22 protein-coding genes are annotated in these 21213 nt (G+C 69.7%); 10 read left to right on the top strand and 12 right to left on the bottom strand.

The window, feature by feature from the left end:
* The first annotated feature begins 139 nt into the window (after nucleotides 1-139).
* The gene (locus VBO01S_RS19595) at nucleotides 140-1216 is read left to right on the top strand and encodes an MBL fold metallo-hydrolase (RefSeq protein WP_062478132.1); all 1077 of its coding nucleotides are present in this window, start codon (nucleotides 140-142) and stop codon (nucleotides 1214-1216) included.
* 7 nt (nucleotides 1217-1223) lie between these two features.
* Here the strand turns inward: VBO01S_RS19595 and VBO01S_RS19590 are convergent, their stop codons facing one another.
* Nucleotides 1224-2237 (bottom strand): zinc-dependent alcohol dehydrogenase family protein, encoded by a 1014-nt coding sequence (locus VBO01S_RS19590; protein WP_062478129.1) that lies wholly within the window; start codon nucleotides 2235-2237, stop codon nucleotides 1224-1226.
* A gap of 119 nt (nucleotides 2238-2356) precedes the next feature.
* On the opposite strand from VBO01S_RS19590, the gene VBO01S_RS19585 reads away from it, so the two are divergent.
* The 3 genes from VBO01S_RS19585 to VBO01S_RS19575 are packed head-to-tail and all read left to right on the top strand — an operon-like array spanning nucleotide 2357 to nucleotide 4690.
* Complete coding sequence (locus tag VBO01S_RS19585; RefSeq protein WP_062478126.1) at nucleotides 2357-3259, top strand: LysR family transcriptional regulator; 903 nt, start codon at nucleotides 2357-2359, stop codon at nucleotides 3257-3259.
* Between the two features lie 31 nt (nucleotides 3260-3290).
* Nucleotides 3291-4157, top strand: coding sequence for an alpha/beta fold hydrolase (locus tag VBO01S_RS19580; protein ID WP_062478123.1), 867 nt, complete (start codon nucleotides 3291-3293; stop codon nucleotides 4155-4157).
* Nucleotides 4154-4690, top strand: a complete 537-nt coding sequence (locus VBO01S_RS19575) for a GrpB family protein (protein ID WP_062478120.1) — start codon at nucleotides 4154-4156, stop codon at nucleotides 4688-4690. Before VBO01S_RS19580 ends, VBO01S_RS19575 begins: the two co-directional genes overlap by 4 nt.
* Here VBO01S_RS19575 and VBO01S_RS19570 read toward each other — a convergent pair.
* A complete protein-coding gene (locus VBO01S_RS19570) occupies nucleotides 4687-5100 on the bottom strand; it encodes a PaaI family thioesterase (RefSeq protein ID WP_062478117.1) in 414 nt (137 codons plus the stop codon). The two genes, VBO01S_RS19575 and VBO01S_RS19570, sit on opposite strands and share 4 nt — an antisense overlap.
* A gap of 66 nt (nucleotides 5101-5166) precedes the next feature.
* On the bottom strand, nucleotides 5167-5571 hold the full coding sequence (locus VBO01S_RS19565; RefSeq protein ID WP_062478114.1) for a GFA family protein: 405 nt from the start codon (nucleotides 5569-5571) through the stop codon (nucleotides 5167-5169).
* A gap of 91 nt (nucleotides 5572-5662) precedes the next feature.
* On the opposite strand from VBO01S_RS19565, the gene VBO01S_RS19560 reads away from it, so the two are divergent.
* The 3 genes from VBO01S_RS19560 (at nucleotide 5663) to VBO01S_RS19550 (ending at nucleotide 9254) form a co-directional block, all read left to right on the top strand.
* Nucleotides 5663-6640: a helix-turn-helix transcriptional regulator gene (locus VBO01S_RS19560; RefSeq protein WP_062478143.1), complete on the top strand. Its 978-nt coding sequence runs from the start codon at nucleotides 5663-5665 to the stop codon at nucleotides 6638-6640.
* A 108-nt stretch (nucleotides 6641-6748) separates the two neighbouring features.
* Complete coding sequence (locus tag VBO01S_RS19555) at nucleotides 6749-7387, top strand: response regulator (protein ID WP_082818203.1); 639 nt, start codon at nucleotides 6749-6751, stop codon at nucleotides 7385-7387.
* A gap of 28 nt (nucleotides 7388-7415) precedes the next feature.
* Nucleotides 7416-9254, top strand: a complete 1839-nt coding sequence (locus VBO01S_RS19550) for a sensor histidine kinase (RefSeq protein WP_157627392.1) — start codon at nucleotides 7416-7418, stop codon at nucleotides 9252-9254.
* A gap of 15 nt (nucleotides 9255-9269) precedes the next feature.
* Here VBO01S_RS19550 and VBO01S_RS19545 read toward each other — a convergent pair whose 3' ends face one another.
* The 4 genes from VBO01S_RS19545 to VBO01S_RS19530 all read right to left on the bottom strand — a co-directional run bounded on the left by VBO01S_RS19545 (nucleotide 9270) and on the right by VBO01S_RS19530 (nucleotide 13671).
* Nucleotides 9270-10751 (bottom strand): DegQ family serine endoprotease, encoded by a 1482-nt coding sequence (locus VBO01S_RS19545; protein ID WP_062478110.1) that lies wholly within the window; start codon nucleotides 10749-10751, stop codon nucleotides 9270-9272.
* Between the two features lie 87 nt (nucleotides 10752-10838).
* Nucleotides 10839-12182 carry an ATP-binding protein gene (locus tag VBO01S_RS19540; protein WP_370681400.1) on the bottom strand — a complete coding sequence of 448 codons (1344 nt, stop codon included), beginning with the start codon at nucleotides 12180-12182 and terminating at the stop codon, nucleotides 10839-10841.
* Nucleotides 12179-12838, bottom strand: a complete 660-nt coding sequence (locus tag VBO01S_RS19535; protein ID WP_062478105.1) for a response regulator — start codon at nucleotides 12836-12838, stop codon at nucleotides 12179-12181. The genes VBO01S_RS19540 and VBO01S_RS19535 overlap by 4 nt, the downstream gene beginning before the upstream one ends.
* A 62-nt stretch (nucleotides 12839-12900) precedes the next feature.
* Complete coding sequence (locus VBO01S_RS19530) at nucleotides 12901-13671, bottom strand: IclR family transcriptional regulator domain-containing protein (RefSeq protein WP_062478102.1); 771 nt, start codon at nucleotides 13669-13671, stop codon at nucleotides 12901-12903.
* A gap of 154 nt (nucleotides 13672-13825) precedes the next feature.
* Here VBO01S_RS19530 and pobA point away from each other — a divergent pair, with 154 nt between their 5' ends.
* Nucleotides 13826-15007: a 4-hydroxybenzoate 3-monooxygenase gene (pobA, locus tag VBO01S_RS19525; RefSeq protein ID WP_062478138.1), complete on the top strand. Its 1182-nt coding sequence runs from the start codon at nucleotides 13826-13828 to the stop codon at nucleotides 15005-15007.
* Here the strand turns inward: pobA and VBO01S_RS19520 are convergent.
* Genes VBO01S_RS19520 through VBO01S_RS19500 form a run of 5 tightly spaced genes read right to left on the bottom strand, consistent with a single transcriptional unit; the run spans nucleotide 14977 to nucleotide 19469 of the window.
* A complete protein-coding gene (locus tag VBO01S_RS19520; protein ID WP_218005407.1) occupies nucleotides 14977-15411 on the bottom strand; it encodes a nuclear transport factor 2 family protein in 435 nt (144 codons plus the stop codon). The genes pobA and VBO01S_RS19520 overlap by 31 nt on opposite strands.
* Before the next feature lie 8 nt (nucleotides 15412-15419).
* Nucleotides 15420-15827 (bottom strand): SRPBCC family protein, encoded by a 408-nt coding sequence (locus tag VBO01S_RS19515; protein ID WP_062478097.1) that lies wholly within the window; start codon nucleotides 15825-15827, stop codon nucleotides 15420-15422.
* A gap of 19 nt (nucleotides 15828-15846) precedes the next feature.
* Nucleotides 15847-16206: a VOC family protein gene (locus tag VBO01S_RS19510; protein ID WP_062478094.1), complete on the bottom strand. Its 360-nt coding sequence runs from the start codon at nucleotides 16204-16206 to the stop codon at nucleotides 15847-15849.
* Nucleotides 16185-17099: a helix-turn-helix domain-containing protein gene (locus tag VBO01S_RS19505; protein ID WP_062478091.1), complete on the bottom strand. Its 915-nt coding sequence runs from the start codon at nucleotides 17097-17099 to the stop codon at nucleotides 16185-16187. The genes VBO01S_RS19510 and VBO01S_RS19505 overlap by 22 nt, the downstream gene beginning before the upstream one ends.
* Nucleotides 17100-17138: 39 nt before the next feature.
* Nucleotides 17139-19469, bottom strand: a complete 2331-nt coding sequence (locus VBO01S_RS19500; RefSeq protein ID WP_062478088.1) for a xanthine dehydrogenase family protein molybdopterin-binding subunit — start codon at nucleotides 19467-19469, stop codon at nucleotides 17139-17141.
* 227 nt (nucleotides 19470-19696) lie between these two features.
* On the opposite strand from VBO01S_RS19500, the gene aat reads away from it, so the two are divergent.
* Both aat and VBO01S_RS19490 read left to right on the top strand, forming a co-directional pair.
* The gene (gene aat / locus VBO01S_RS19495; RefSeq protein ID WP_062478086.1) at nucleotides 19697-20452 is read left to right on the top strand and encodes a leucyl/phenylalanyl-tRNA--protein transferase; all 756 of its coding nucleotides are present in this window, start codon (nucleotides 19697-19699) and stop codon (nucleotides 20450-20452) included.
* A 6-nt stretch (nucleotides 20453-20458) separates the two neighbouring features.
* On the top strand, nucleotides 20459-21208 hold the full coding sequence (locus VBO01S_RS19490; protein WP_062478083.1) for an arginyltransferase: 750 nt from the start codon (nucleotides 20459-20461) through the stop codon (nucleotides 21206-21208).
* Nucleotides 21209-21213: the final 5 nt, after the last annotated feature.

Below are 21213 nucleotides of genomic sequence, written 5' to 3'. Positions count from 1 at the left end.
GGCGCCGCCCCGTCGCAGACCTCGGCGCCGGGCGCCGCCCGCCCGCGCCGCAAGTAAGCGCGGCCGTCCATCGTCTTCGAAGTGACCCGGGCCGAATGCCGGTCGGGTTCACAATTCATCCCTCTGGAGGTGAAACACGATGGATGGTTTGGAAGAGTCGGCGGAAGCGGCCAAGGGCAAGCTCGTTTATCCCTTTGCACAGCTTCCGCCACGCGGCAAGTCGATCGAGGTCGCCGACGGGGTCCACTGGATCCGCATGCCGCTGCCCTATTCGCTCGACCACATCAACCTGTGGGCGCTGGACGACGGCTACGGCTGGGCCGTGGTGGACACCGGCGTGCGCACCGAGGAAACGGTGGCGGTCTGGCGCGAGCTGTTCGCCAATTCGCCGGACACGCGCGGCCTCACCCGCGTCTTCGTGACGCACATGCACCCCGACCACGTCGGCATGGCCGGCTGGCTCACGCGCAAGTTCGGCGTGCGGCTGTGGATGACCCGCTCCGAATACCTCATGTGCCGCGTGATGGTGTCCGACACCGGCCGCGAAGCGCCCGACGACGCCATCGCCTTCTACCGCCGCGCCGGCTGGGGCGAGGCGGCCATCGAAACCTACCGCACGCGCTTCGGCAACTTCGGCAAGCACATCCACCCGCTGCCCGACAGCTTCCGGCGCCTGCGCGATGGCGAGGTGTTGCGCATCGGCGCGCACGACTGGCGCGTCGTCACCGGCAACGGCCACTCGCCCGAGCATGCGTGCCTGTACTGCCCCGACCTGAAGGTGCTGATCTCGGGTGACCAGATCCTTCCCCGCATCTCGTCCAACGTGTCGGTCTCGCCCGTCGAACCCGACGCCGACCCGATGGCCGACTGGCTCGCGTCGCTCGCCAAGCTCAAGCGCGAAGTGCCCGACGACGTGCTGGTGCTGCCGTCGCACAACGAGTGCTTCCGCGGCCTGCATGCGCGCATCGACCGGCTGCAGCACGGACAGGAGCGCTCGCTCGACCGCTTGCGCAACGCACTGAAGACGCAGAAGCGCGCGGTCGATGTGTTCACGAGCCTGTTCGCGCGCAGCATCGCCGAATCCGACGTGCCGTTGCTGGGCATGGCCACCGGCGAAAGCCTGGCCTGCCTCAACTACCTGCGCCACCGCGGCGAGATCGCGTGCGACATCGCCGACGACGGGGTGGCCTGGTACCGGCTGACATCCGCCGCCTGAGCGCCGGTCAGACCTCGAGCACGACCTTGCCGATGTGCCCGGCGCGCTCGAGGTAGCGATGGGCCTGCACCACGTCGTCGAGCGCGAAGCTCCGGTCGATGCGCACATGCAGCGAGCCATCGGCAAGGCCCGCATCGATGAAAGCCAGCGCGCGGCCCAATGCAGCCTCGTCGCGTGGCAACCCCATGGTGGCGGCCCCCGTGTGCTCCAGCACCTTGTAGACGTGGAAGCGCCAGCTCTTGCGGAACTGCGCAACTACCGGAAACCTGAATTCGGCGCCACCCGACAGGCCATACAGCACATACCAGCCGTGATGCGCGACCACGTCGCCGAGCCGCTCGACCTGCGCGCCGCCCACGCCGTCGTACACCAGGTCGACACCGCGGCCTTCGGTGAGCGCCAGCACGCGCTCGACCACGTCTTCTTCGTCCGTCACGACCACATGCGTCGCGCCCGCTTCCCGCAGCGCGTCGCGCTTGGCAGCCGTGCGCGTGACCGCGATGGCGACGATGCCCGCCACGCGCGCCATCTGCAGCGCCGCGATGCCGGTGCCCGATGACGCCCCGGTGACGAGCATCACCTGACCGCGCTGCAGCCGCGCCATCTCGAACATCGGGAAGTAGCCCGTGAGATACGCCATGTAGGCACCCGCAGCCTGCGCAGCCGACAGGTTGTCGGGATACCGCACCACGTGCGCGGCCGGAAAGAGGATGCGGTCGCCGTAGGTCGGATACAGCCCCTGACTCGCCCCCGGCAGCACCGCGACCCTGTCGCCCACGCCCAGCCCTTCGACGCCCTCGCCCACCGCCTCGACGACGCCGGCGGCTTCGTTGCCCAGCCCCGCCGGCAGCGTCGCGTCTTCGATGTACAGGTTCTCGCGCCACAAGGCGTCGGCCCGGTTCAGGCCGATGGCCTGCACCGCGATGCGCACTTCGCCAATGCCCGGCGCGGGCACTGCGACTTCTTCGAGCTTCAGCACCTCGGCACCACCGAATGCGTGGAAGCGAACCATCCTGCTCATGAGAACTCTCCTTCTTTTCTTGAATGACCGAAGGCTTCAATCTAGAGGCCGCGGCGTCATCAAGGAAATCGATTCGCGGGATAGTCGCTATGCGCACCATCGATAACGCCAGGACCCCGATGAACCCCATCGAACTCAACCGCATCGACCTGAACCTGCTCACCGTGCTGGCCGCGCTCATGCGCGAGCGCCACGTCAGCCGCGCTGCCGAGCGGCTGAACCTCGGCCAGCCCGCGGTGAGCCATGCGCTCGCGCGACTGCGCGATCTCACGGGCGATCCGCTGCTGGTGCGCCAGGGCCGCGTGATGGAGCCCACCGCACGGGCGCTCGCCCTGATGCAGGGCCTGGGCCCCGCGCTTGCGCAGATCGAGGCCACGTTCCGCGCGCAGGCCGACTTCGAACCGGCGCGCGCCGCGCCGGTGTTCCGCATCGGCCTGACCGACGACCTGCAGATTGCGATGCTGCCTCGCCTGCTGCGCGCCCTGAGCACCGAAGTGCCCGGCGCCAAACTGGTGACGCTCACCGTCTGCTACCGCAACGCCATGCGCTACCTCGATCAGGGCCGCGTCAGCGCGGTGATGTCCTTCCTGAAAGAACTGCCCGCCGATGCGAAGGTGCGCAAGGTCCGCACCGCGCGTTTTGCCGTGCTCCGGGCCGACACCGCGCCCGGCAGGCTGTCGCTCGACGACTACTGCCGCCGACGCCACCTGCTCGTGACCTATGCCGGCGACCTGTGCGGCACCGTCGACGAAACGCTGGGCGAACTCGGACGCCAGCGCGACGTGCTCTTCTCGGTGCCGCAGTTCGGCAGCCTGCCCGCCGTGCTGGCGGGCACCGACCTGCTGGCCACGGTGCCAGAGCATGTGGCGCTGGCCCTGTCGGCGCAAAGCGGCCTGCGCTGCGAGCCCCTGCCCTTCGACAGCCCGAGCTACCAGTTGCGGATGGCCTGGCGCGCAGTGACCGACAAGGACCCGGCGCAGGCGTGGCTGCGCAAGGCCATGCTGCGGGCCGTCAACGATTAGGATGCAGATCCACTTCCCTGGAGGACCCCGCATGCCGAGCACCGAGACCCACTTCGAACTGACCGCCAACGACGGCCATCCGGTGGAGGCCCACCGCTGGCAGGGCACCGCGCCGCGCGCCATCGTGCAACTGGCGCATGGCATGGGCGAGCATTCGCTGCGCTACCGGCCGCTGGCCGACGCGCTCACACAGGCCGGCTACGTCGTCTACGCGAACGAGCACCGCGGCCACGGCCCCGGCGCCGCCGCGCGCGACGAGCTCGGCGAGTTCGGCCCGCGCGGATTCGCCGGCCTCGTGGAGGACATGGCGCTGCTCAGCCGCCACGCACGCGCCGAGCACCCCGGGCTGCCGCTGATCCTCGTCGGCCACAGCATGGGCTCGTTCGCCACGCAGTACTACCTGGTGCGGCACAGCGAGCTGCTGTCGGGCGCGGTGCTGTCGGGCACCACGGCGCTCGACCTGCTGGGCGGCGCGCTGCAAAGCGGCTTTCGTCTCGAAGACATGAACGCCGCGCTGCCCGACGTGCGCACGCCCTTCGACTGGCTCAGCCGCGACCCGGCCCAGGTCGATGCCTACATTGCCGACCCGCTGTGCGGCTTCACGGTGTCGGCCGAAGGCATGGGTTCCATGTTCGCCAGCCTCGACGAGCTCACGCCCGGCGCGATGCAGACGCGCATCCGCCCCGCGCTGCCGCTGTACCTGTTCACCGGCGACCAGGACCCGGTCAGCAACAAGGCCGAGTGGTTCTATCCGCTGGTACAGCGCTACCGCGACGCCGGCCTGCGCGACGTGTCGTGCCATGTGTTCGGCGGCGCGCGCCACGAAACGCTCAACGAGACCAACCGCGACGAAGTCGTGGCCGTGCTGCTGGCCTGGCTCGCGCGCATCGTACGATGAAGCTCCTCACCTTCGACGAGAGCCTGGACCAGCGCCACATCCTGCCCTACGACCCGGCGTATGCCCAGGTGTTCGCGCAGGTGCAGCGTTACGTGCAGGCGCGTCTCGAAGGCGTGGAACTCGTGCACATCGGGAGCACGGCCATCGTCGGGCTGCGAGGAAAGCCGATGGTCGACATCGCGGCGATCACGCAGCGCGAGAACCTGCGCACGGCCCAGTCGGAATTCGAGGCCCTCGGGTTTCACCGCCGCCCCGTGTGGGTCGACACGGATGAGAAGCCCTACGTCTGCGCGTCCGTGCTGCACGACGGGCGCAGGTTCAACCTCAACCTGCACATCTGCCATCGCGGCGACCCGGTGCACGTGGACTCGCTGGCGTTCATGGCTGTCCTCGACCGGCGCCCCGACCTGCGCAGGAAGTACGAAGAAGCCAAGGACCGCGCCCACGGCATCGACCCGGCCAACCCGCAGGTCTACAACCGGGAAAAGGAGGCGGTGATCCGGGAAATACAGGCCCAGGTCAGGCAGGCCTAGAGGCTCGCCAGTATCCCGGTCGACGTAGCCTCGGCCGCCAGCTTCCCATCGGGGTTGTAGAGCGCTGCTTCGAGGAACGCCACGCGCTTCCCGCGCCGGATCACGCGCCCCTCGACGCGCCCTTCGCCAGGGCCGACCTTCTCGTAGAAGCTCACCTTGATCTCCAGGCTGAAGACCGTCTGCGCCTGCTCGGTGTCGTGCATGACCGCATGGGCCATGGCGGCGTCGAGCCAGGCCGTGATGAAGCCGCCCTGGGCGATCGTGCCGTTCGTGTGGCAGTACTCGCGCCGCACGGTGAAGGCAGCCTTCAGCGTCTTGTGCTCGGCGTCCCAGCCGGTCACGTGGAAGTTGCCCATCGATTCGGACAGCGCCTGGCCCGAGCGGATGCGGGCTTCGAGTTCGTCGTTCATTGGTGTCGTTCGCAGCAGGTGAAGCAACGGGCATTCTCAGCCGAAAGCGTGGGGCCATCGGTCATCTCAGAGATAGCGCACCTCCGCCGGCACCTCGAACCAGTTGTTGTGGCGCCCGTCCATGTAGCGCACCGGCGCGGTGGACAGCTCTTCGAGCGTCGCGTCGTCCAGGCAGGCGACGTTCACGCTGACGTACGCACCGCCGATCTCCGGCACGTTGCCGCGCCCGAAGGACTTGACGCCGCAATGGCGGCAGAACAGGTGCTCGGCGCTGAACGAGCCGAACTGGTAGCTCGACAGGTCTTCTTCGCCCGACAGCAGCGTGAAGTCGGTCGGCTTGACGATGGCGCCCCAGCCGCGCGATTTCATGCAGATCGAGCAGTTGCACTTGCCGGTGCCCGCGGCGAGATCGATGAGCGCCTGGAAGCGCACCTTGCCGCAATGGCAGCTGCCGTGATAGGTCTTCTTCATGGTCGGTGTCCGTGGAAACGAGTGGAGGAAAGCCAAGGCTACGACCCATTGCGGACAAATTCTGTCCTCGATCGCAGGCATGATGCGGCCCATGCTGTCCGCTTCCGCCCGCCTGCTTCGCCTGCTCGCGCTGTTCCAGGCCCAGCGCGCCTGGACCGGCGCCGCCCTGGCCGAGCGCCTCGAGATCACCGAGCGCACGCTGCGCCGTGACGTCGACCGGCTGCGCAGCCTCGGCTACACGGTCGACTCCACCTCGGGCGTGGCCGGCGGCTACCGGCTGGGCGCGGGCAGCGCGCTGCCGCCGCTGCTGCTGGAAGACGAAGAAGCCATTGCGGTGGCGCTGGCGCTCGGCCATGCCGGCACAGGCGAAGGCGACATCGGCAACGCCTCGATGCGCGCCCTTGCCAAGCTCGACCAGCTGATGCCGCCGCGCCTGCAGCGCCGCCTGGGCAGCGTGCGCGCCTCGGTGGTGCCGGTGATGCGCAGCAAGTCGGGCGTGCGCGTGAAGGCGGTGTCGATGTTCGCCGAGGCCTGCACCGAACGGCGCGAACTGCGCTTCGGCTACCAGGACCACCACCAGACGGCCACGGCGCGCACCGTGGAGCCGCACCGCGTGGTGCAGACCGGCCAGCGCTGGTACCTGCTGGCCTGGGACACGGCGCGTCAGGACTGGCGCACCTTCCGCCTCGACCGCATCGTCGATGCCGAACCCACGGGTGCGCGCTTCACCGCGCGCCGCCTGCCGCTGGGCGACGTCGAGGCCTACATGGAACACGCGCTCAAGGTCTCGCCCTACCTGCACCACGCGCGCGTGATCGTGCATGCCCCGCTCGCGGCGCTGGAACCGCACCTGGGCTGGGTGGGCGGCGTGCCCGAAGCCCTCGACGCGGACCGCACACGCGTCGTCACCGGCGCCAGCTCGCTCGACGCGCTGGCCGTGTGGCTGGGCTGCCTGGGCCACGACATCGAAATCGAGTCGCCTCCCGAACTGGTGCAGCACGTGGCGCGCGTCGCGACACGGCTGGACACCATCGCGCGCCGGCAGGGTACCTCCATCCCCCGTCTATAGGATGGGCTCGCCCGATACCGGCCGATAGGCTTGCGGCACCTGCAACCTCCGAACGGAAACGGATCTGCCCATGCGCCTCGGCCTCGGTCTCGCCTGCGGAAGCCCGCCATGCCCCTGACCGCCACCCAGGTCGCCGTGGTCGAGGACGACAGCGGCATGCGCGAGCGCATCGCCCGTGTGATCGGCGCCGACCCCGCGCTGGCGCTGGCCTTCAGCGCCTCGAACGCGGTCGACATCCTGAACTGGCTCACGGACAACCCGGTCGATGTGCTGCTGGTCGACCTCGGCCTGCCCGACCACCCGGGCCTGCAGGTGATCCGCCAGTGCCGCCGCATGCAGCCGGCCTGCGCGGTGATGGTGCTGACGATCTTCGGCGACGAGACCCACATGGTGCAGGCCTTCGAGGCCGGCGCGCGCGGCTACCTGCTCAAGGACGGCACCGAGGCCGACCTGGCGGCGCACCTGCGCCACCTGGGCACCGGCGGCTCCCCGCTGCCGCCGGGCATCGCGCGGCAGCTGCTGCGGCGCTGGCAGGCCTCCGACGGCGCGCCCGGGCACCTCTCGTCGCGCGAGGCCGAAGTGCTCGACCGGGTGTCTCGTGGTTTCACCTATGCCGAAATCGGCGCGCAGATGGGAGTCTCCGCATCGACGGTTCAAACCCACATCAGAAACATCTACGGCAAGCTGGATGCGCCCCCACCCTCGGAAGCCGTGTTGGCGACCCGCCCTCCAGGCCGGCTTTCCTAGCCGCGTGAGCCGCCCCTTCTTTTCCCGCATGCAAGCCGTGCTGCAACTGCTGCTGTGGCTGGTGCTCGCAGCCCCTTTCGCCCATGCCGCCACCCCGCCGGGCACCACCGACGTGGACTGGGCCGAAGCCAGCCTCGAACCCGACGGCCTGCCGATGCAGGTGCGGCAGGTGGCGCTGCCCTTTCGCTGGGACCACGAGTTTCCGGGGCGTGGCGGCAAGGCCAGCTACCGCATCGCACTGCCCCCGGACGCCGCCCGTGCGGGCGACGCCCAGGCGCTCCTGATGTCGGGCCTGGGCAATCAGGCCGCGGTGTGGTTCAACGGCGCGCTGGTTGCCAACTACGGCGTGCTCGGCGACCCGGCCTACGACGCCGGCAAGGGCAACCTGCTGATCCCGCTGGCCGCCGCCCTGCGGCGCGGCGACGGCCAGCCGCAGGAGCTGCTCATCCAGGCCACCATCCAGCGCCAGCGCGGCGGCGGGCTGGCCAGCGTGCTCTACGGCCCCGAGGCTTCGCTGGCCCCGCTGCACCGCTCGCAGCAGAACTGGCGCAACACCTCGGCCATCGTCTACGCCGTGAGCCTGCTGCTGATGGGCGGCCTGGCCGCCGGGCTGTGGCTGCGCCAGCGCGACGCGCTCTACGGCTGCTTCGCGCTGGCTGCGCTCTCGGGCGTGGCGCGCAACCTCGACCGCGTGCTGACCGAAGGGCCCGTGCCCTGGCCGCTGTGGGGCGCCGTGGTGGCGGTCTGCTATGCCTGCCACATCGGGCTGATCGCGCGCTTCGTGCTGCTGGTGCTCGACCGCAACCCGCCGTGGCTGGTGCGCTCCATCTACGGGGCGCTGGCGCTGTCGGTGGTGCTGGCCTGCGCCTCCTTCGCCTTCGCGCTGCCGGCGCTTTGGACGACCGGGTTGGCGATCCTGCAGGTCACGAGCACCATCTGCCTGCCCTACGTGGTGCACGGCGCGCTGGTGGCGCGGCGGCGCATCGCGGGCGTGCTGATGGCGGCGGGCACGCTGGCCATCCTGGCCGGCGCGCACGACCTGCTGCTGGTGCGCATGGGCCTGTTCGGCGGCGCCTACTACACGCTCACCTCGCACGCGATCTTCTTCTTCGTGATGATCCTGGCCGGCCTCGTGGTGGAGCGTTACAGCCGCACCGTGGCCGACTACCGCTCGCTCAACGCCAACCTCGCCGCGCGCGTGGCCGAGCGCGAAGAGCAGTTGCGCGGCGCCTTCGAAACCGTGCGCAAGCAGCAGGAGGAACAGGCCGTGCTGCTGGAGCGCCAGCGCATCATGCGGGAGATCCACGACGGCGTGGGCTCGCAGCTCGTGGGCCTGCTCAACGTGGTGAACCAGCCTGCGCCCGACCGCGACGTGGTCGAGGAGCACGTGAAGCTGGCGCTCGACGAGATGCGCATGGCCGTCGATTCGCTCCAACCCATGCACGACGACCTGACCACCGTGCTGGCCACGCTGCGCTACCGCCTGCAACCCCGGCTGGACGCGGCCGGCATCGAGCTGGTGTGGGACGTCGCCCTCATCCCCACGCTCGCGCCCTTTGCCGCGCAGGCCGCGCTGCAGCTGCAGCGCATCCTGCTCGAGGCCTTCACCAACGTGCTGAAGCACGCCGGCGCCACGCGCATCGTGATGCATGTGGGCTGGCACGGCGAGCAGACGCCGCCGCTGGTGCGCATCGTGCTCACCGACAACGGCCGCGGGCTGCCGGCGAACGAACGCCCCGGCGGCCACGGCCTGGCGAACATGCGTTCGCGGGCGCAGGCCATCGGGGCGCGGCTGCAGATCGAGCGGGCCGACGCGCAGGCCGGCGGCACGCGCGTGTCGCTCGACTGGCCCTGCGCGCTGCCCTGAGCGCGCTCTGCTCGGTCAGCCCAGGCGCACCGGCACGAAGATCTTGTCCTCGCCGCGCTGGATCAACAGCGCCACCGACTTGTCGGCCTTGGCCACCGCCTGGCGCACCTGCTCCAGGCTCTTGGCCGGCGTGCCGTTGATCGCCAGCAGCACGTCGCCGGCCTGCACCCCGGCCATCGCCGACGGGCCGGCCACGTCCTCGATCAGCAGGCCGCCGTCGACCGAGGCCGCGCGCTGTTCCTGCGGCTGCAGCGGGCGCAGCGCCAGGCCGAGCTTGCCCTGCCCCGCCGTGTTGTCGGCCTTGGCGACCTGCGCCGGCTTGTCGCTCGCGTCGCCCAGCTTGGCCTGCAGCTCCTGGCGCTCGCCCTGGCGCCACACCTCGAGCGTGACCTTCTTGCCCGGCGCCTGCTGGCCGATCACGGCCGGCAGGTCGCCCGACGACACGATGGCCTGGCCGTCGACCTTGCGGATCACGTCGCCCGCCTTCAGGCCGGCATGGTCGCCGGGGCCGCCCTTCTCGATGTTCGAGACCAGCGCGCCCTCGGGCTTGTCGAGCTTGAACGAATCGGCGAAGGCCTGGTTCACCTCCTGCACCGCGACGCCCAGGCGCGCATGCGTGGCCTTGCCGGTGGCGACGATCTGGTCCTTCACCTGCACGGCCACGTCGATCGGAATGGCGAACGACACGCCCTGGTAGCCGCCGCTGCGGCTGTAGATCTGCGAGTTGATGCCGACCACCTCGCCGCGCGCATTGAGCAGCGGCCCGCCCGAGTTGCCGGGGTTCACGGCCACGTCGGTCTGGATGAAGGGCACATAGCTGTCGTCGGGCAGCGAGCGGCCCTTGGCACTCACCACGCCGGCCGTCACGGTGTTCTCGAAGCCGAAGGGCGAGCCGATGGCCAGCACCCATTCGCCGACCTTCAGGTCCTTGGTGTTGCCCAGCGCGAGCACGGGCAGGTTCTTGGCGTCGATCTTGAGCACCGCGATGTCGGTCTTGGCATCGGCGCCGAGCACCTTGGCGCGGTACTCGCGGCGGTCGGTCAGCTTGACGGTGACTTCCTTCGCGTCCTTCACCACGTGGGCGTTGGTCATGATGATCCCGCTCGGGTCCACGATGAAGCCCGAGCCCTGCGAGCGCACCGGCACGGCGCGCTGCGCTTGTTGGCCGCGCGGTCCCATCTGCCCCTGGAAGTGGCGGAAGAACTGGAACATCGGATCGTCCGGGTCGATGCCCTGCAGCTGCGCCATGGTGTCGTCGTCCGGAGCCTTCTCGGTGCCGGTCACGCTGATGTTGACCACGGCCGGGCCGTCGCGCGAGGTGATGGTCGAGAAGTCGGGCAAGGTGACCATCGCGGCCGGCGCGGCCACGGCGGCGGTGGTGGCCGGGGCGCCCACGGCGCGGGCACTGGTGTAGGCCCCGGCGCCGACGGCACCGATCACGCCGGCGCTGGCCAGCGCGATCACGAGGGCACGGGGGGAAATCAGGGCGGCTTTCATTCTTCGATTCCTTTCAATCCTGCGCCGAGGCGCAAACACGGTGAAAGGAATGTCGCGGCCTTGACTTAGGCGTCGCTTAAGCGGAGTTCACTCTTTGGGGGGCGCGAACGTCACTCGCACGCACAGCCCGCCGAGGCTTTGGGACTCTTCAAGCGCCACGGTGGCGCCGTGCAGGTCGGCGATCGACTTCACGATGGCCAACCCCAGCCCGCTGCCCGGCGCTTGCGGTTCGCCCGAGCGGTAGAAGCGATCGAGCACGCGCGCGCGCTCGGCCTCGGGCAAGCCCGGGCCGCTGTCGTCCACGCGCAGCTCCACCGCGTCGGGGCGCTTCACGAGACCGACGTCGACCCGCCCGCCTTCGGGCGTGTACTTCACGGCGTTGTCGATCAGGTTGCGCAGCAGCATGCGCAGCGCCTCGGGCTGGCCGCTCACGGTCGCGCCCGCGTCGGATTGCGCCACGCCGATGTCGATGCGGCGCGCCTGCGCGGCGGCCACCGCATCGGAGATCGCCAGGCGCGCCACCTCGGCCAGGTCGACCGTCTCGGGCTTCGCGCCCGCGGCCACGCTGGCCTCGTGACGGGCCAGCGCCAGCATCTGCTCGACGAGGCGCGTGGCGCGATCGATGCCGGCCGACAGCCGGCTCACGGCCAGCGTGCGCGCCGCGTCGTCGGGCGCGCGCTGCAGGCCCTGCACCTGCAGCTTGAGCGCCGCCAACGGCGAGCGCAGCTCGTGCGCGGCATCGGCCACGAAGTGCTTCTGCGCATCGAAGGCATGGCGCACGCGGCCGAACAGCAGGTTGAGTTCCTGCACCAGCGGACGCACTTCTTCGGGCAGGTTCTCCTCGCTCACGGGCGAGAGGTCGTCGGCCTGTCGCGATGCCACCTGCCGGCGCACGCGCGCCACGGGCGCCAGCGACAGGCTCACCACCCACCACACGACCAGCATCAACAGCGGCGCCATCAGCGCCACGGGCGCGATGGTGCGCAGCGCGAGCGAGCCGGCCATGTGGCGGCGCGCCGCCATGTCCTGCGCCACCTGGATCACCAGCCCGCGCGTCTGCATCGAGAACACGCGGTAGGTCGTGCCGCGTGCGCGCACGTCGGCAAAGCCCAGCACCGCGAGCTGCGGCAGCGCGGCTTCTTCGGCCGACTCGAAGATGCGCACGCCGTCGACCGTCCACACCTGCACCACGAAATCGAAGTTCTGCTCCGCGCCGCCGAGCCCGCCCACGGCCGCGCTCGGCGGGAGGCCAGCGCGTAGCGACAGCGCCATCTGCTGCATGTGGTAATCGAAGATATCGTCGGCCTCCTTCAGCACCGTGCGGTAGGCCACCAGCGCCTGTGCGCCGGCCGCGAGCACGATGGCCGCGAGCAGAAACACCAGCAGCCGCGCGCGCAGCGATCCGGTCCATCGCATCACGCGGCGCATCATGCCTTGGGCACCATGTAGCCGACGCCGCGCACGTTGCGGATGAGTTCGGCACCCAGCTTCTTGCGCAGGCCGTGCACGTAGACCTCGACCGCATTGCTGCTGATCTCGTCCTTCCAGCCGTAGAGCTTCTCTTCGAGCTGGGCGCGCGAAAGCACCATGCCCGGGCGGGCCAGCAGCGGCTCGAGCACGGCCCACTCGCGCGCCGACAGCACCACCGGTTCGCCGTTCACCGCGACCTCGCGCGTGGCCGGGTTGATGCTGACGCCCATGTGCTCATACACCGGCTCGGCGCGCCCCGATGCGCGCCGCAGCAAGGCGCGGATGCGGGCCAGCAGCTCGTCGAGGTCGTAGGGCTTGAGCACGTAGTCGTCGGCACCGGCGTCGAGGCCTTCGATGCGCTGCTGCACCGAGTCGCGCGCGGTGGCGATCAGCACCGGCATGCGCTGCTTGCGTGCACGCAGGGCGCGCAGCACTTCCAGGCCGTCGCGGCGCGGCACGCCCAGGTCGAGCAGCACCAGGTCGTACTGCTGGGTGCGCAATGCGGATTCGGCGGCGTCGCCGTCTTTGACCCAATCGACCGCGTACTGTTCGGCCCGCAACAGGTCGAGCACGGCCTCGCCGATCATCACGTCGTCTTCGAGAAGCAGGAGTCGCATGGTGGATGTCCGTTTCGGGGGTTCGAGGCCGCGTCGAAGCTGAAAGTTCAGCGCACCTCAGTTCACAGGAGGGAGCGCACCTCGCGCGCCGCCTCGAACAGCAGCGGCAGCATCTCGCGCTGCAGGGTCTCTTCCTGGTAGCGCGTGCCCGACAGCACCACGTTGAGCGCGGCCACCGTGTGGCCCTGCATGTCGCGCAGCGGCACCGCCAGCGCCTGCACGCCGAGCTCGTGCTCTTCGCTGGCGAAGCAGTAGTCGTCCTTGCGCACCTGCGCAATGCGCTGGCGCAGCGCGCGCGCCTGGGTGATGGTGTGCGGCGTGAGCCGTGCCAGGTGCCGGCCCTTGAGCCACTGCGTGAACTGCGTGGCGGCCATGGCGGCCAGCAGCACGCGCCCGGTCGAGGTGGCGTGGGCCGGCAGGCGCGCGCCCAGGTGCAGGCCGTAGGCCAGCACGCGCGTCGGCGTGCCGTAGCTGCCGCTGCGCGCGACGATGACCACCTCTTCGCCGTCGAGCACCACGGCGGAGAACGACTCGCCCGTCTGCGCCGCGAGCCGGTTCAGCGTGGGCTGCAGCGCGCGCGGCAGGCGCGACGAGGCCAGGTAGCTGCCGGAGAAGCGCAGCACCTTCGGCGCCATCCAGAAGTAGCTGCCGTCGGTTTCCAGGTAGCCCAGGTGGGCCAGCGTGAGCAGGTGGCGCCGGGCGGCGGCGCGCGTGAGGCCGGCGCGCTCGGCCGCCAGCGTGGCATTCAGGCGCTGGCGCTCGGTGTCGAAGCTTTCGAGCACCGCCATGCCCTTGGCGATGCCCTCGATGAAGTCGGCGCGGGCGATGGTCATTCGTCGTCGGGAGTTCGTCGTGGATCGGTCGGCTGAAGAAGTGTTGCGCGATGATCGCGCACGCGTTCGCATGATCGCACAGAGCCTCGCCAGCCGCCGCCCCAACCGGCCGCCCGCGCCCTACGCTTGGCAAAACCCTTTCGGAGACACGAACATGCGCACCCAGGTCGCCATCATCGGCGCAGGCCCCGCCGGCCTTCTGCTCGGCCAGCTGCTGCACAAGGCAGGCATCGACAACGTCATCGTGGAGCGCCAGAGCGGCGACTACGTGCTGGGCCGCATCCGCGCCGGCGTGCTCGAACAGGTCACGATGGACCTGCTGGCGCGCGCGGGCGTCGACACCCGCGCCAAGGCCGAGGGCCTGCCGCACGACGGCATCGAGCTGCTGTTCAAGGGCGCGCGCCACCGCATCGACATGCACGGCCTCACGGGCGGCAAGCAGGTCACGGTGTACGGCCAGACCGAGGTGACGCGCGACCTGATGGAAGCGCGCACGGCCGAAGGCCTCACGACGATCTACAGCGCAGCCAACGTCAGCCTGCACGACTTCGATTCGGCCAAGCCGCGCGTTCGCTACGAGAAAGACGGCCAGACGCACGAGATCGAGTGCGACTTCATCGCCGGCTGCGACGGCTACCACGGCGTGAGCCGCGCCAGCGTGCCGGCCGACGCGATCCAGACCTACGAGAAGGTCTACCCCTTCGGCTGGCTCGGCGTGCTGGCCGACGTGCCGCCGGTGTCGCACGAACTCATCTACGCCAACACCGAACGCGGCTTTGCGCTGTGCAGCATGCGCAGCGCCACGCGCTCGCGCTACTACGTGCAGGTGCCGACCGAAGAGAAGGTGGAGAACTGGAGCGACGAGGCCTTCTGGAACGAGCTGCGCGCGCGCCTGGACCCCGAAGCGCGCGAACGGCTGGTGACCGGCCCGTCGCTCGAAAAGAGCATTGCGCCGCTGCGCAGCTTCGTGGCCGAGCCGATGCGCTTCGGCTCGCTGTTCCTGGCCGGCGACGCCGCGCACATCGTGCCGCCGACCGGCGCCAAGGGACTCAACCTTGCGACGGCCGACGTGGGGTACCTGTCGCGCGCGCTGGAGATCTTCTACAACGAGAAATCGGCCTCGGCGCTGGACCGTTATTCCGACCTGTGCCTGCGCCGGGTCTGGAAGGCCGAGCGCTTCTCGTGGTGGTTCACCTCGCTGATGCACCGCTTTCCCGAGACGGGCGCCTTCGGCCAGAAGATCCAGGAGGCCGAGCTCGACTACCTCGTGCATTCGCGCGCGGCGTCCACCGCGCTGGCGGAAAACTACGTGGGGCTGCCGCTCGAAGACTTCTGAGCGGCGGGCGACGACAGCACCTCGTCGACCCAGCGCTGGTCTTCGTCGTAGATCCAGCATTCGCTGAGCTTGCCGTCCTTCACGGCGTAGCGCAGCTGGCGTTCCAGCTCGACCGGGCGCCCCTGGTGTTCGAACTGCTCGACGGCGACGATCAGCCCGAAATGCTCGCCGGCCAGCACGTCGCGGATCGCGACCAGCCGGCGGTTCGTTCGTTCCTTCACCTGCTTGAGCACCGCGAGGCAGGCCGCCTTGCCCCGGTGCGTGCCCGCGAGCGGGCTGCAGCCGAAGTAGTGAAAGACGACCTCGTCGTGGTAGCAGTCGACGATGGCCTTCAGGTCGTTGGCCGCCCAGGCCTGCGCGTAGCGCTGCACGACCGCCCGGATCTCGCTCGCGGCAGGGGTCATCGGCGTGCTCATCGTTCGCTGGCTTTCTCCAGTGTCTTCTTCATCGCGGCGCCGCCCTGCGCCATCATGGGTCCGACGTAGGCCGCAAGCCCGTCGGGCAGCACGTCGGTGATCCAGACGAAGCGCGACCGGCCTTCGCCGTGCGCGAACACCTGGGCCGATGCGTGGTGGTGCGTGGCCTTGCCGTCGGTCACGGTGTAGGCCAGCCGGCGGTTCTCTTCGTCGAGGGCCACGAGCAGCTCGCGCGCCACGAGGCCGTTGGCAAAGTGGACGATGCGGGCGCCCTGCCCGTCGAGTTCGCAGCCGGTGAGAAAGCCCGGCGCGAGGCGCGTGTGCACGGCGCCGAAGTCGCGCAGCGCGTTCCACACCTGCGCGGCGTCGGCCTCGACGATGAATTCCTTGTAGACGGTAGCCATGGGGTCGATGCCTTTCGTGTCAGGGGCAGACGGCCTCGACGTTGTTGCCGTCGGGGTCGATGAGGAAGGCCGCGTAGTAGGTCGGGCTGTAGTCGGCGCGCGGCCCCGCGCCGCCGTTGTCGGTGCCGCCGGCCTTCAAGCCGGCCTTGTGGAAGGCGGCGACGGCGGCGTGGTCGGGTGCGCGGAACGCGATGTGAGTGCCCGGGCCCTTGGCATCTTTCGCGGCGTAGAGCCACAGCGCCGGTTCGCCGGCCGGGCCGAGGCCGGCGTAGCTGTCGTCGTGGGAGCCCAGCACGTGGCCGAGCGGCGCGAGCGCGGCTTCGTAGAAGCGTCGGCTGGCGGCGAGGTCTTTGACTTTCAGTCCGATGTGGTCGTACATGGCGATGACTTCCTGCTTGAAGGGTGGATCAAGCGGTCATCGTGAAGCAGCGCGGCCAGGCGGTCTTGGAAAATCTTGCGGTCGCCCTTGGCAGCAAGCCGAAACCCGCGCGGCGACACGCCGGCCGCGCGATGGAAGGTGCGCACGAAGTTGCTCAGGTCTGCAAAACCGGCCTCGAGGGCAACGTCGGTCACGGCAAGGTCGCTGTCTGCCAGCAGGCGCGCCGCGCGGCGCAGCCGGGAGCGCACGAGGTACTGGTGCGGCGTGACGCCCAGCACCTGGGAGAACAGCCGCAGGAAATGGAAAGCGCTCAGGCCCGCCTGGGCGGCCGCGTCTTCCAGGCCGATCTCGCCGGAGGCGTGGGCCTCGATCCAGGTCGCGGCCTCGACCGCACGGCGACGGTCGCGCGGCGTGGCCGACGGCGGCGCTGCCGGCTTGCCACGCCCTTTCCCCACGTCGAGAAAACGGCTGGCGAAGCCCATGCCCAGCTCGTCCAGGCCCACGTCGCTGCCGCCTTCGACCGCGACCTGCGCGAGTTCGCCCAGCACCATGAGTTCGGGCAGCGGCGGCAACGCCGAGGCATGCCAGCTGCGCCGGTCGGCGCCGATCAGGTCGACGAAGCCCGGCGAGAAGTGGAACGACAGGCATTCGTCGCCACAGGCGAAGTGCTCGTGGGTGCAGACGTAGTCGTCGCCCGGCGCACCGACCAGCACCGCGCCGGCCACCAGCTCGTAGTCGCGGCCGAGCGCGCGGCAGCCGAAGCTGCCCTTGCGCACGTACGAGACCGAGTGCGTCTCGTGCATCTCGGTGAACGGCGCCGCGCCGACGCCCGCGTCGCAGCGGTAGGTCGAGACGCGGATCGCCTCGGTCTGCAGTTCGGTGGTGACGCGCATGATGACTTTCGTCGCTCTTCGATCACCGGCCAGTTGCGCTCAGTCGATCGTTTGCATCGCTTGCCACACGCGCGACGGGCTCAGCGGCATGTGCAGGCGGGGCGCGCGGGCGCCGAGGCCGTTGCGTGCGAAGGCGTCGGCCACCGCGTTGACGATGGCCGGCGTGGCGCCGATGGTGCCCAGCTCGCCCACGCCCTTCACGCCCAGCGGGTTGTTCTTGCAGGGCGTGGATTCGTCCATTTCCATCTGGAACATGGTGTCGACGATGTCGGCGCGCGGCGCGGCGTAGTCCATGAGGCTGCCGGTGACGGGCTGGCCGGTTTCGCTGTCGTACACCACCTGCTCGTACAGCGCCTGGCCGATGCCCTGCACCGCGCCGCCTTCGAGCTGGCCGCGCACGATCATCGGGTTGACCACGCGGCCCACGTCGTTGACCGAGCTGTAGGCCACGACGCTGATCTCGCCGGTGGGCGGATCGAGCTCGATCTCGCAGATGTGGCAGCCGTTGGGCCAGCTCGGGCCGGCCACGGTGCTGGTGGAGTCGACGAAGATCTCGCGCCCTGGCTGCTTGGCAGCCAGGGTGAACAGGTCGAGTTCGAGGTCGGTGCCGGCCACGATGAAGGTGCCGCGGCTGTAGACGATGTCGTCGATGGAGGCCTCGAACTCCTGCGCCGCGAGTTCGCGCGCCTTGTCGATGGTGCGCTCGGCGCCGATGCGCACGGCCGAGCCGCCGGTGAAGAGCGAACGCGAGCCGGCGCTGCCGAAGCCGTCGCCGCGGTCGGTGTCGCCGAGCACCACGCGCACCTTCTCGATGGGCACGCCGAAGGCATCGACGGCCAGCTGCGCGAGCGAGGTCGCAATGCCCTGCCCCATGGCGTTGACGGCCGAGAACACCTCGATCACGCCATCGGCCTGCACCGAGACGGTCACGCGCTCTTCGAACACGTTGCCGCCGGTCCATTCGAGGAACGTGGCAATGCCCAGGCCGCGCTGCTTGCCGCGCGCCGCCGATTCGGCCGCGCGGGCCTCGAAGCCCTGCCAGTCGGCCAGCTGCAGCGCCTGGTCCATCACCGACTCGAACTGGCCGGTGTCGTAGGTCTGCGCCATCGGGTTCTTGTAGGGCATCTGCTCGGGGCGGATGAAGTTGCGCCGGCGCAGCGCGATGCGGTCGATGCCGGTCTGGCGCGCGGCCTCGTCCATCAGGCGCTCGATGGTGAAGATGGCCTCGGGCCGGCCCGCGCCGCGGTAGGCGCCGGTGGGCGCGGTGTTGGAGAGCACCGCCTTGAAATGGAAGTCGATGGTCTGGATGTCGTAGACGCTGGTCTGCACCCAGGGGCCGATCAGCAGCTGGATCGCGACACCGGTGCCGGTGGCGTAGGCGCCCACGTTGGCGAGCGTCTTGATGCGCAGGGCCAGGATCTTGCCGTCGGCATCGAGCGCCATTTCGGCGCGCGCCTCGATGTCGCGGCCGTGCGCGCTGGACAGGAACTCTTCGCTGCGGTCGGCCACCCACTTCACGGGCCGGCCCACCTGCAGTGCGGCGTAGGCGACCGCGATGTCCTCGGGGTAGGCGCCGGTCTTCATGCCGAAGCCGCCGCCGACGTCGCCCACGACCACGCGCACTTTTTCTTTCGCCAGGCCAATGGCCGCGCAGACCGAATCGCGCACGCCGGACGGCATCTGGGTGCTCATGCGGATCGTGAGGCGGTCGGTCTTGCTGTCGTGCGTGGCGAGCACGGCGCGCGGCTCGATGGTGAGCGCGACCACGCGCTGGTTGTTCACGTCCAGCGCGATCACGTGGGCGGCGCGCTCGAAGGCGGCGGTGGCGCCTTCGCTGCTGCCGTGGCGCATCTCGGCGGCGATGTTGCCCGTGGCCTCCTCACACAGGAGCGGCGCGCCTTCGGCGGTCGCGCCCGGCAGGTCGACCACCATCGGCAGCTCTTCGTAATCGACCATCACGGCCTCGGCCGCATCGCGCGCCTGCTGCACGGTGTCGGCAATGACGGCCGCCACCGGTTCGCCGACGAAGCGCGCGCGCTCGTGCGCCAGGGCGCGGCGGGGCGGGCTGGCGCTGTCGCTGCCGTCCGCGCGCTTGAAGCCGGCCGCGCCGGGCATTGGCTTGACGCCGGCCTCGGCCAGGTCGGCCCCGGTGATCACGCGCAGCACGCCGGGCATGCCGACGGCCGCGGACGTGTCGATGGACACGATGCGCGCATGTGGGTACGGAGAGCGAAGGAAGACGAGATGCGCCTGCTCGGAGAGCGTGACGTCGTCGGTGTAACGGCCGGCGCCTGCGAGCAGGCTTTCGTCCTCGAGGCGGCGCACCGCCTGGCCGCTGCCGAAGCGCGTGGGATTGGGTTCAGTGGTCAACGTGGTCCTCTTGTGCTGATCCCCGGCGCCCTGCACATGCCTGCCGGATCCGCTGTGGTACTGCGAAAGCAAGCTGTGCACTATAGGTTTTTCGACGGGTCTTGTGGGGTTGTCTCGCGTGCCATCGGCGGTGGCACCAGGGCCGCAGCCTTGTGGACTGTTCCCGTGTGAGCGGGATTTTCCCTCAACTGGCTTGCGTTTTCGAGAAGCCGTGTATACCTGCATCCATGCGACAACTGCCTTGGCTCGAACCCGGAGATGCACTGCCCGACCCCGCTTCGGCGTGGGACGAACGGGACCCCGTGCCCGGCCTGCTGGCGGCCGGTGGCTCGCTCGATGTCGATACTCTCATGCAGGCCTACAGCCGCTGCGTCTTCCCCTGGTTCAGCGACGACCAGCCGATCCTGTGGTGGAGCCCCGACCCGCGCATGGTGCTGCGGGTGAACGACTTCCGGCTGCATCGCTCTCTGCGCAAGACCCTGAGCCGTTTTGCCGCGACGCCCGGCTGCGAGCTGCGCGTCGATCACGATTTTGGAACGGTGATCCAGGCCTGTTCGCAGTCGGCGCGCGCCGGCCAGTCGGGCACCTGGATCGTGCCGGACATGGTCAAGGCCTATACGCAATTGCACCGCGCCGGGCACGCACACAGCGTGGAAACCTGGATCGACGGCGAGTTGGCGGGCGGACTCTACTGCGTGGCGCTGGGCCGGGCCGTATTCGGCGAATCGATGTTCACGCGCCGGCCGGACGCCTCGAAGATTGCGCTGGCCGGCCTGGTCGCGCTGTGCCGGCGCGCCGGCATCGCGATGATCGACTGCCAGCAGAACACCGCGCACCTGGCCAGCCTCGGCGCCCGCGAAATGCCGCGCGCGCGCTTCGTCGCGCACGTGGCCCAGGCCCGAAAACAGGAGGGCCCGCAGTGGCAATTCGACCCCGTATACTGGTCCGAACTCCTTTCCGAGCGACCTCCTCTTTCGACGTGACGTGACGTGACGCACCTCAAGGATCTTCCGCTTCACACGCTGCAGTTCTACGCGACGGCGCCCTATCCCTGCAGCTACCTGCCGGATCGCCAGGCCCGCTCGCAGGTGGCCACGCCCAGCCATCTGATCCACAACGACGCCTACTCCGACCTGGTGCTCAGCGGCTTCCGGCGCAGCGGCATGTTCACCTACCGGCCCTATTGCGACGGGTGCCGCGCCTGCATCCCGCTGCGCGTGCTGGCGCACAGCTTCAAGCCGAACCGCAGCCAGCGCCGCACCGCCAAACAGCACGCCGACCTGCAGGCGCGCGTGCTCAAGCTGTGCTTCGTGCCCGAGCACTACCAGCTCTACCTGCGCTACCAGACCGGCCGCCACTCGGGCGGCGGCATGGACCACGACAGCATCGACCAGTACACCCAGTTCCTGCTGCAAAGCCGCGTCAACTCGCGGCTGGTCGAGTTCCGCGAAACCCTGCCCGACGGCAGCCCCGGCGCACTGAAGATGGTGTCGATCCTCGACGTGCTCAGCGACGGCATCTCGGCCGTCTACACCTTCTACGAGCCTGAGGACGGCGCCGGCTACGGCACCTACAGCGTGCTGTGGCAGATCGAGCAGGCCCGCAAGCTGGGGCTGCCGCACGTCTACCTGGGCTACTGGATCGAGCGCAGCCCCAAGATGCACTACAAGGCCCGCTTTTCCCCGCACGAAGTGTTGGTGGACGGCCACTGGCAGGCACCGAGCGATTTCACAAGGTAAAATGG

Source organism: Variovorax boronicumulans NBRC 103145 (assembly GCF_001591345.1).
Taxonomy (GTDB): domain Bacteria; phylum Pseudomonadota; class Gammaproteobacteria; order Burkholderiales; family Burkholderiaceae_C; genus Variovorax; species Variovorax boronicumulans.
The sequence above is the reverse complement of the archived record's forward strand: the minus strand, read 5'-3'. Positions and strand labels throughout refer to the sequence as shown.

Excerpts from the sequence above, each read along its gene's own strand:
- VBO01S_RS19585 (WP_062478126.1), top strand. The coding sequence starts at position 2,357 with ATGAACCCCATCGAACTCAACCGCATCGACCTGAACCTGCTCACCGTG.
- VBO01S_RS19565 (WP_062478114.1), bottom strand. The coding sequence starts at position 5,571 with ATGAAGAAGACCTATCACGGCAGCTGCCATTGCGGCAAGGTGCGCTTC.
- VBO01S_RS19530 (WP_062478102.1), bottom strand. The coding sequence starts at position 13,671 with ATGACCATCGCCCGCGCCGACTTCATCGAGGGCATCGCCAAGGGCATG.
- VBO01S_RS19555 (WP_082818203.1), top strand. The coding sequence starts at position 6,749 with ATGCCCCTGACCGCCACCCAGGTCGCCGTGGTCGAGGACGACAGCGGC.
- VBO01S_RS19580 (WP_062478123.1), top strand. The coding sequence starts at position 3,291 with ATGCCGAGCACCGAGACCCACTTCGAACTGACCGCCAACGACGGCCAT.
- VBO01S_RS19540 (WP_370681400.1), bottom strand. The coding sequence starts at position 12,182 with ATGATGCGCCGCGTGATGCGATGGACCGGATCGCTGCGCGCGCGGCTG.
- VBO01S_RS19545 (WP_062478110.1), bottom strand. The coding sequence starts at position 10,751 with ATGAAAGCCGCCCTGATTTCCCCCCGTGCCCTCGTGATCGCGCTGGCC.
- VBO01S_RS19520 (WP_218005407.1), bottom strand. The coding sequence starts at position 15,411 with ATGACCCCTGCCGCGAGCGAGATCCGGGCGGTCGTGCAGCGCTACGCG.
- VBO01S_RS19570 (WP_062478117.1), bottom strand. The coding sequence starts at position 5,100 with ATGAACGACGAACTCGAAGCCCGCATCCGCTCGGGCCAGGCGCTGTCC.
- VBO01S_RS19560 (WP_062478143.1), top strand. The coding sequence starts at position 5,663 with ATGCTGTCCGCTTCCGCCCGCCTGCTTCGCCTGCTCGCGCTGTTCCAG.
- VBO01S_RS19595 (WP_062478132.1), top strand. The coding sequence starts at position 140 with ATGGATGGTTTGGAAGAGTCGGCGGAAGCGGCCAAGGGCAAGCTCGTT.
- VBO01S_RS19535 (WP_062478105.1), bottom strand. The coding sequence starts at position 12,838 with ATGCGACTCCTGCTTCTCGAAGACGACGTGATGATCGGCGAGGCCGTG.
- VBO01S_RS19575 (WP_062478120.1), top strand. The coding sequence starts at position 4,154 with ATGAAGCTCCTCACCTTCGACGAGAGCCTGGACCAGCGCCACATCCTG.
- aat (WP_062478086.1), top strand. The coding sequence starts at position 19,697 with ATGCGACAACTGCCTTGGCTCGAACCCGGAGATGCACTGCCCGACCCC.
- VBO01S_RS19510 (WP_062478094.1), bottom strand. The coding sequence starts at position 16,206 with ATGTACGACCACATCGGACTGAAAGTCAAAGACCTCGCCGCCAGCCGA.
- VBO01S_RS19515 (WP_062478097.1), bottom strand. The coding sequence starts at position 15,827 with ATGGCTACCGTCTACAAGGAATTCATCGTCGAGGCCGACGCCGCGCAG.
- VBO01S_RS19550 (WP_157627392.1), top strand. The coding sequence starts at position 7,416 with ATGCAAGCCGTGCTGCAACTGCTGCTGTGGCTGGTGCTCGCAGCCCCT.
- VBO01S_RS19505 (WP_062478091.1), bottom strand. The coding sequence starts at position 17,099 with ATGCGCGTCACCACCGAACTGCAGACCGAGGCGATCCGCGTCTCGACC.
- VBO01S_RS19590 (WP_062478129.1), bottom strand. The coding sequence starts at position 2,237 with ATGAGCAGGATGGTTCGCTTCCACGCATTCGGTGGTGCCGAGGTGCTG.
- pobA (WP_062478138.1), top strand. The coding sequence starts at position 13,826 with ATGCGCACCCAGGTCGCCATCATCGGCGCAGGCCCCGCCGGCCTTCTG.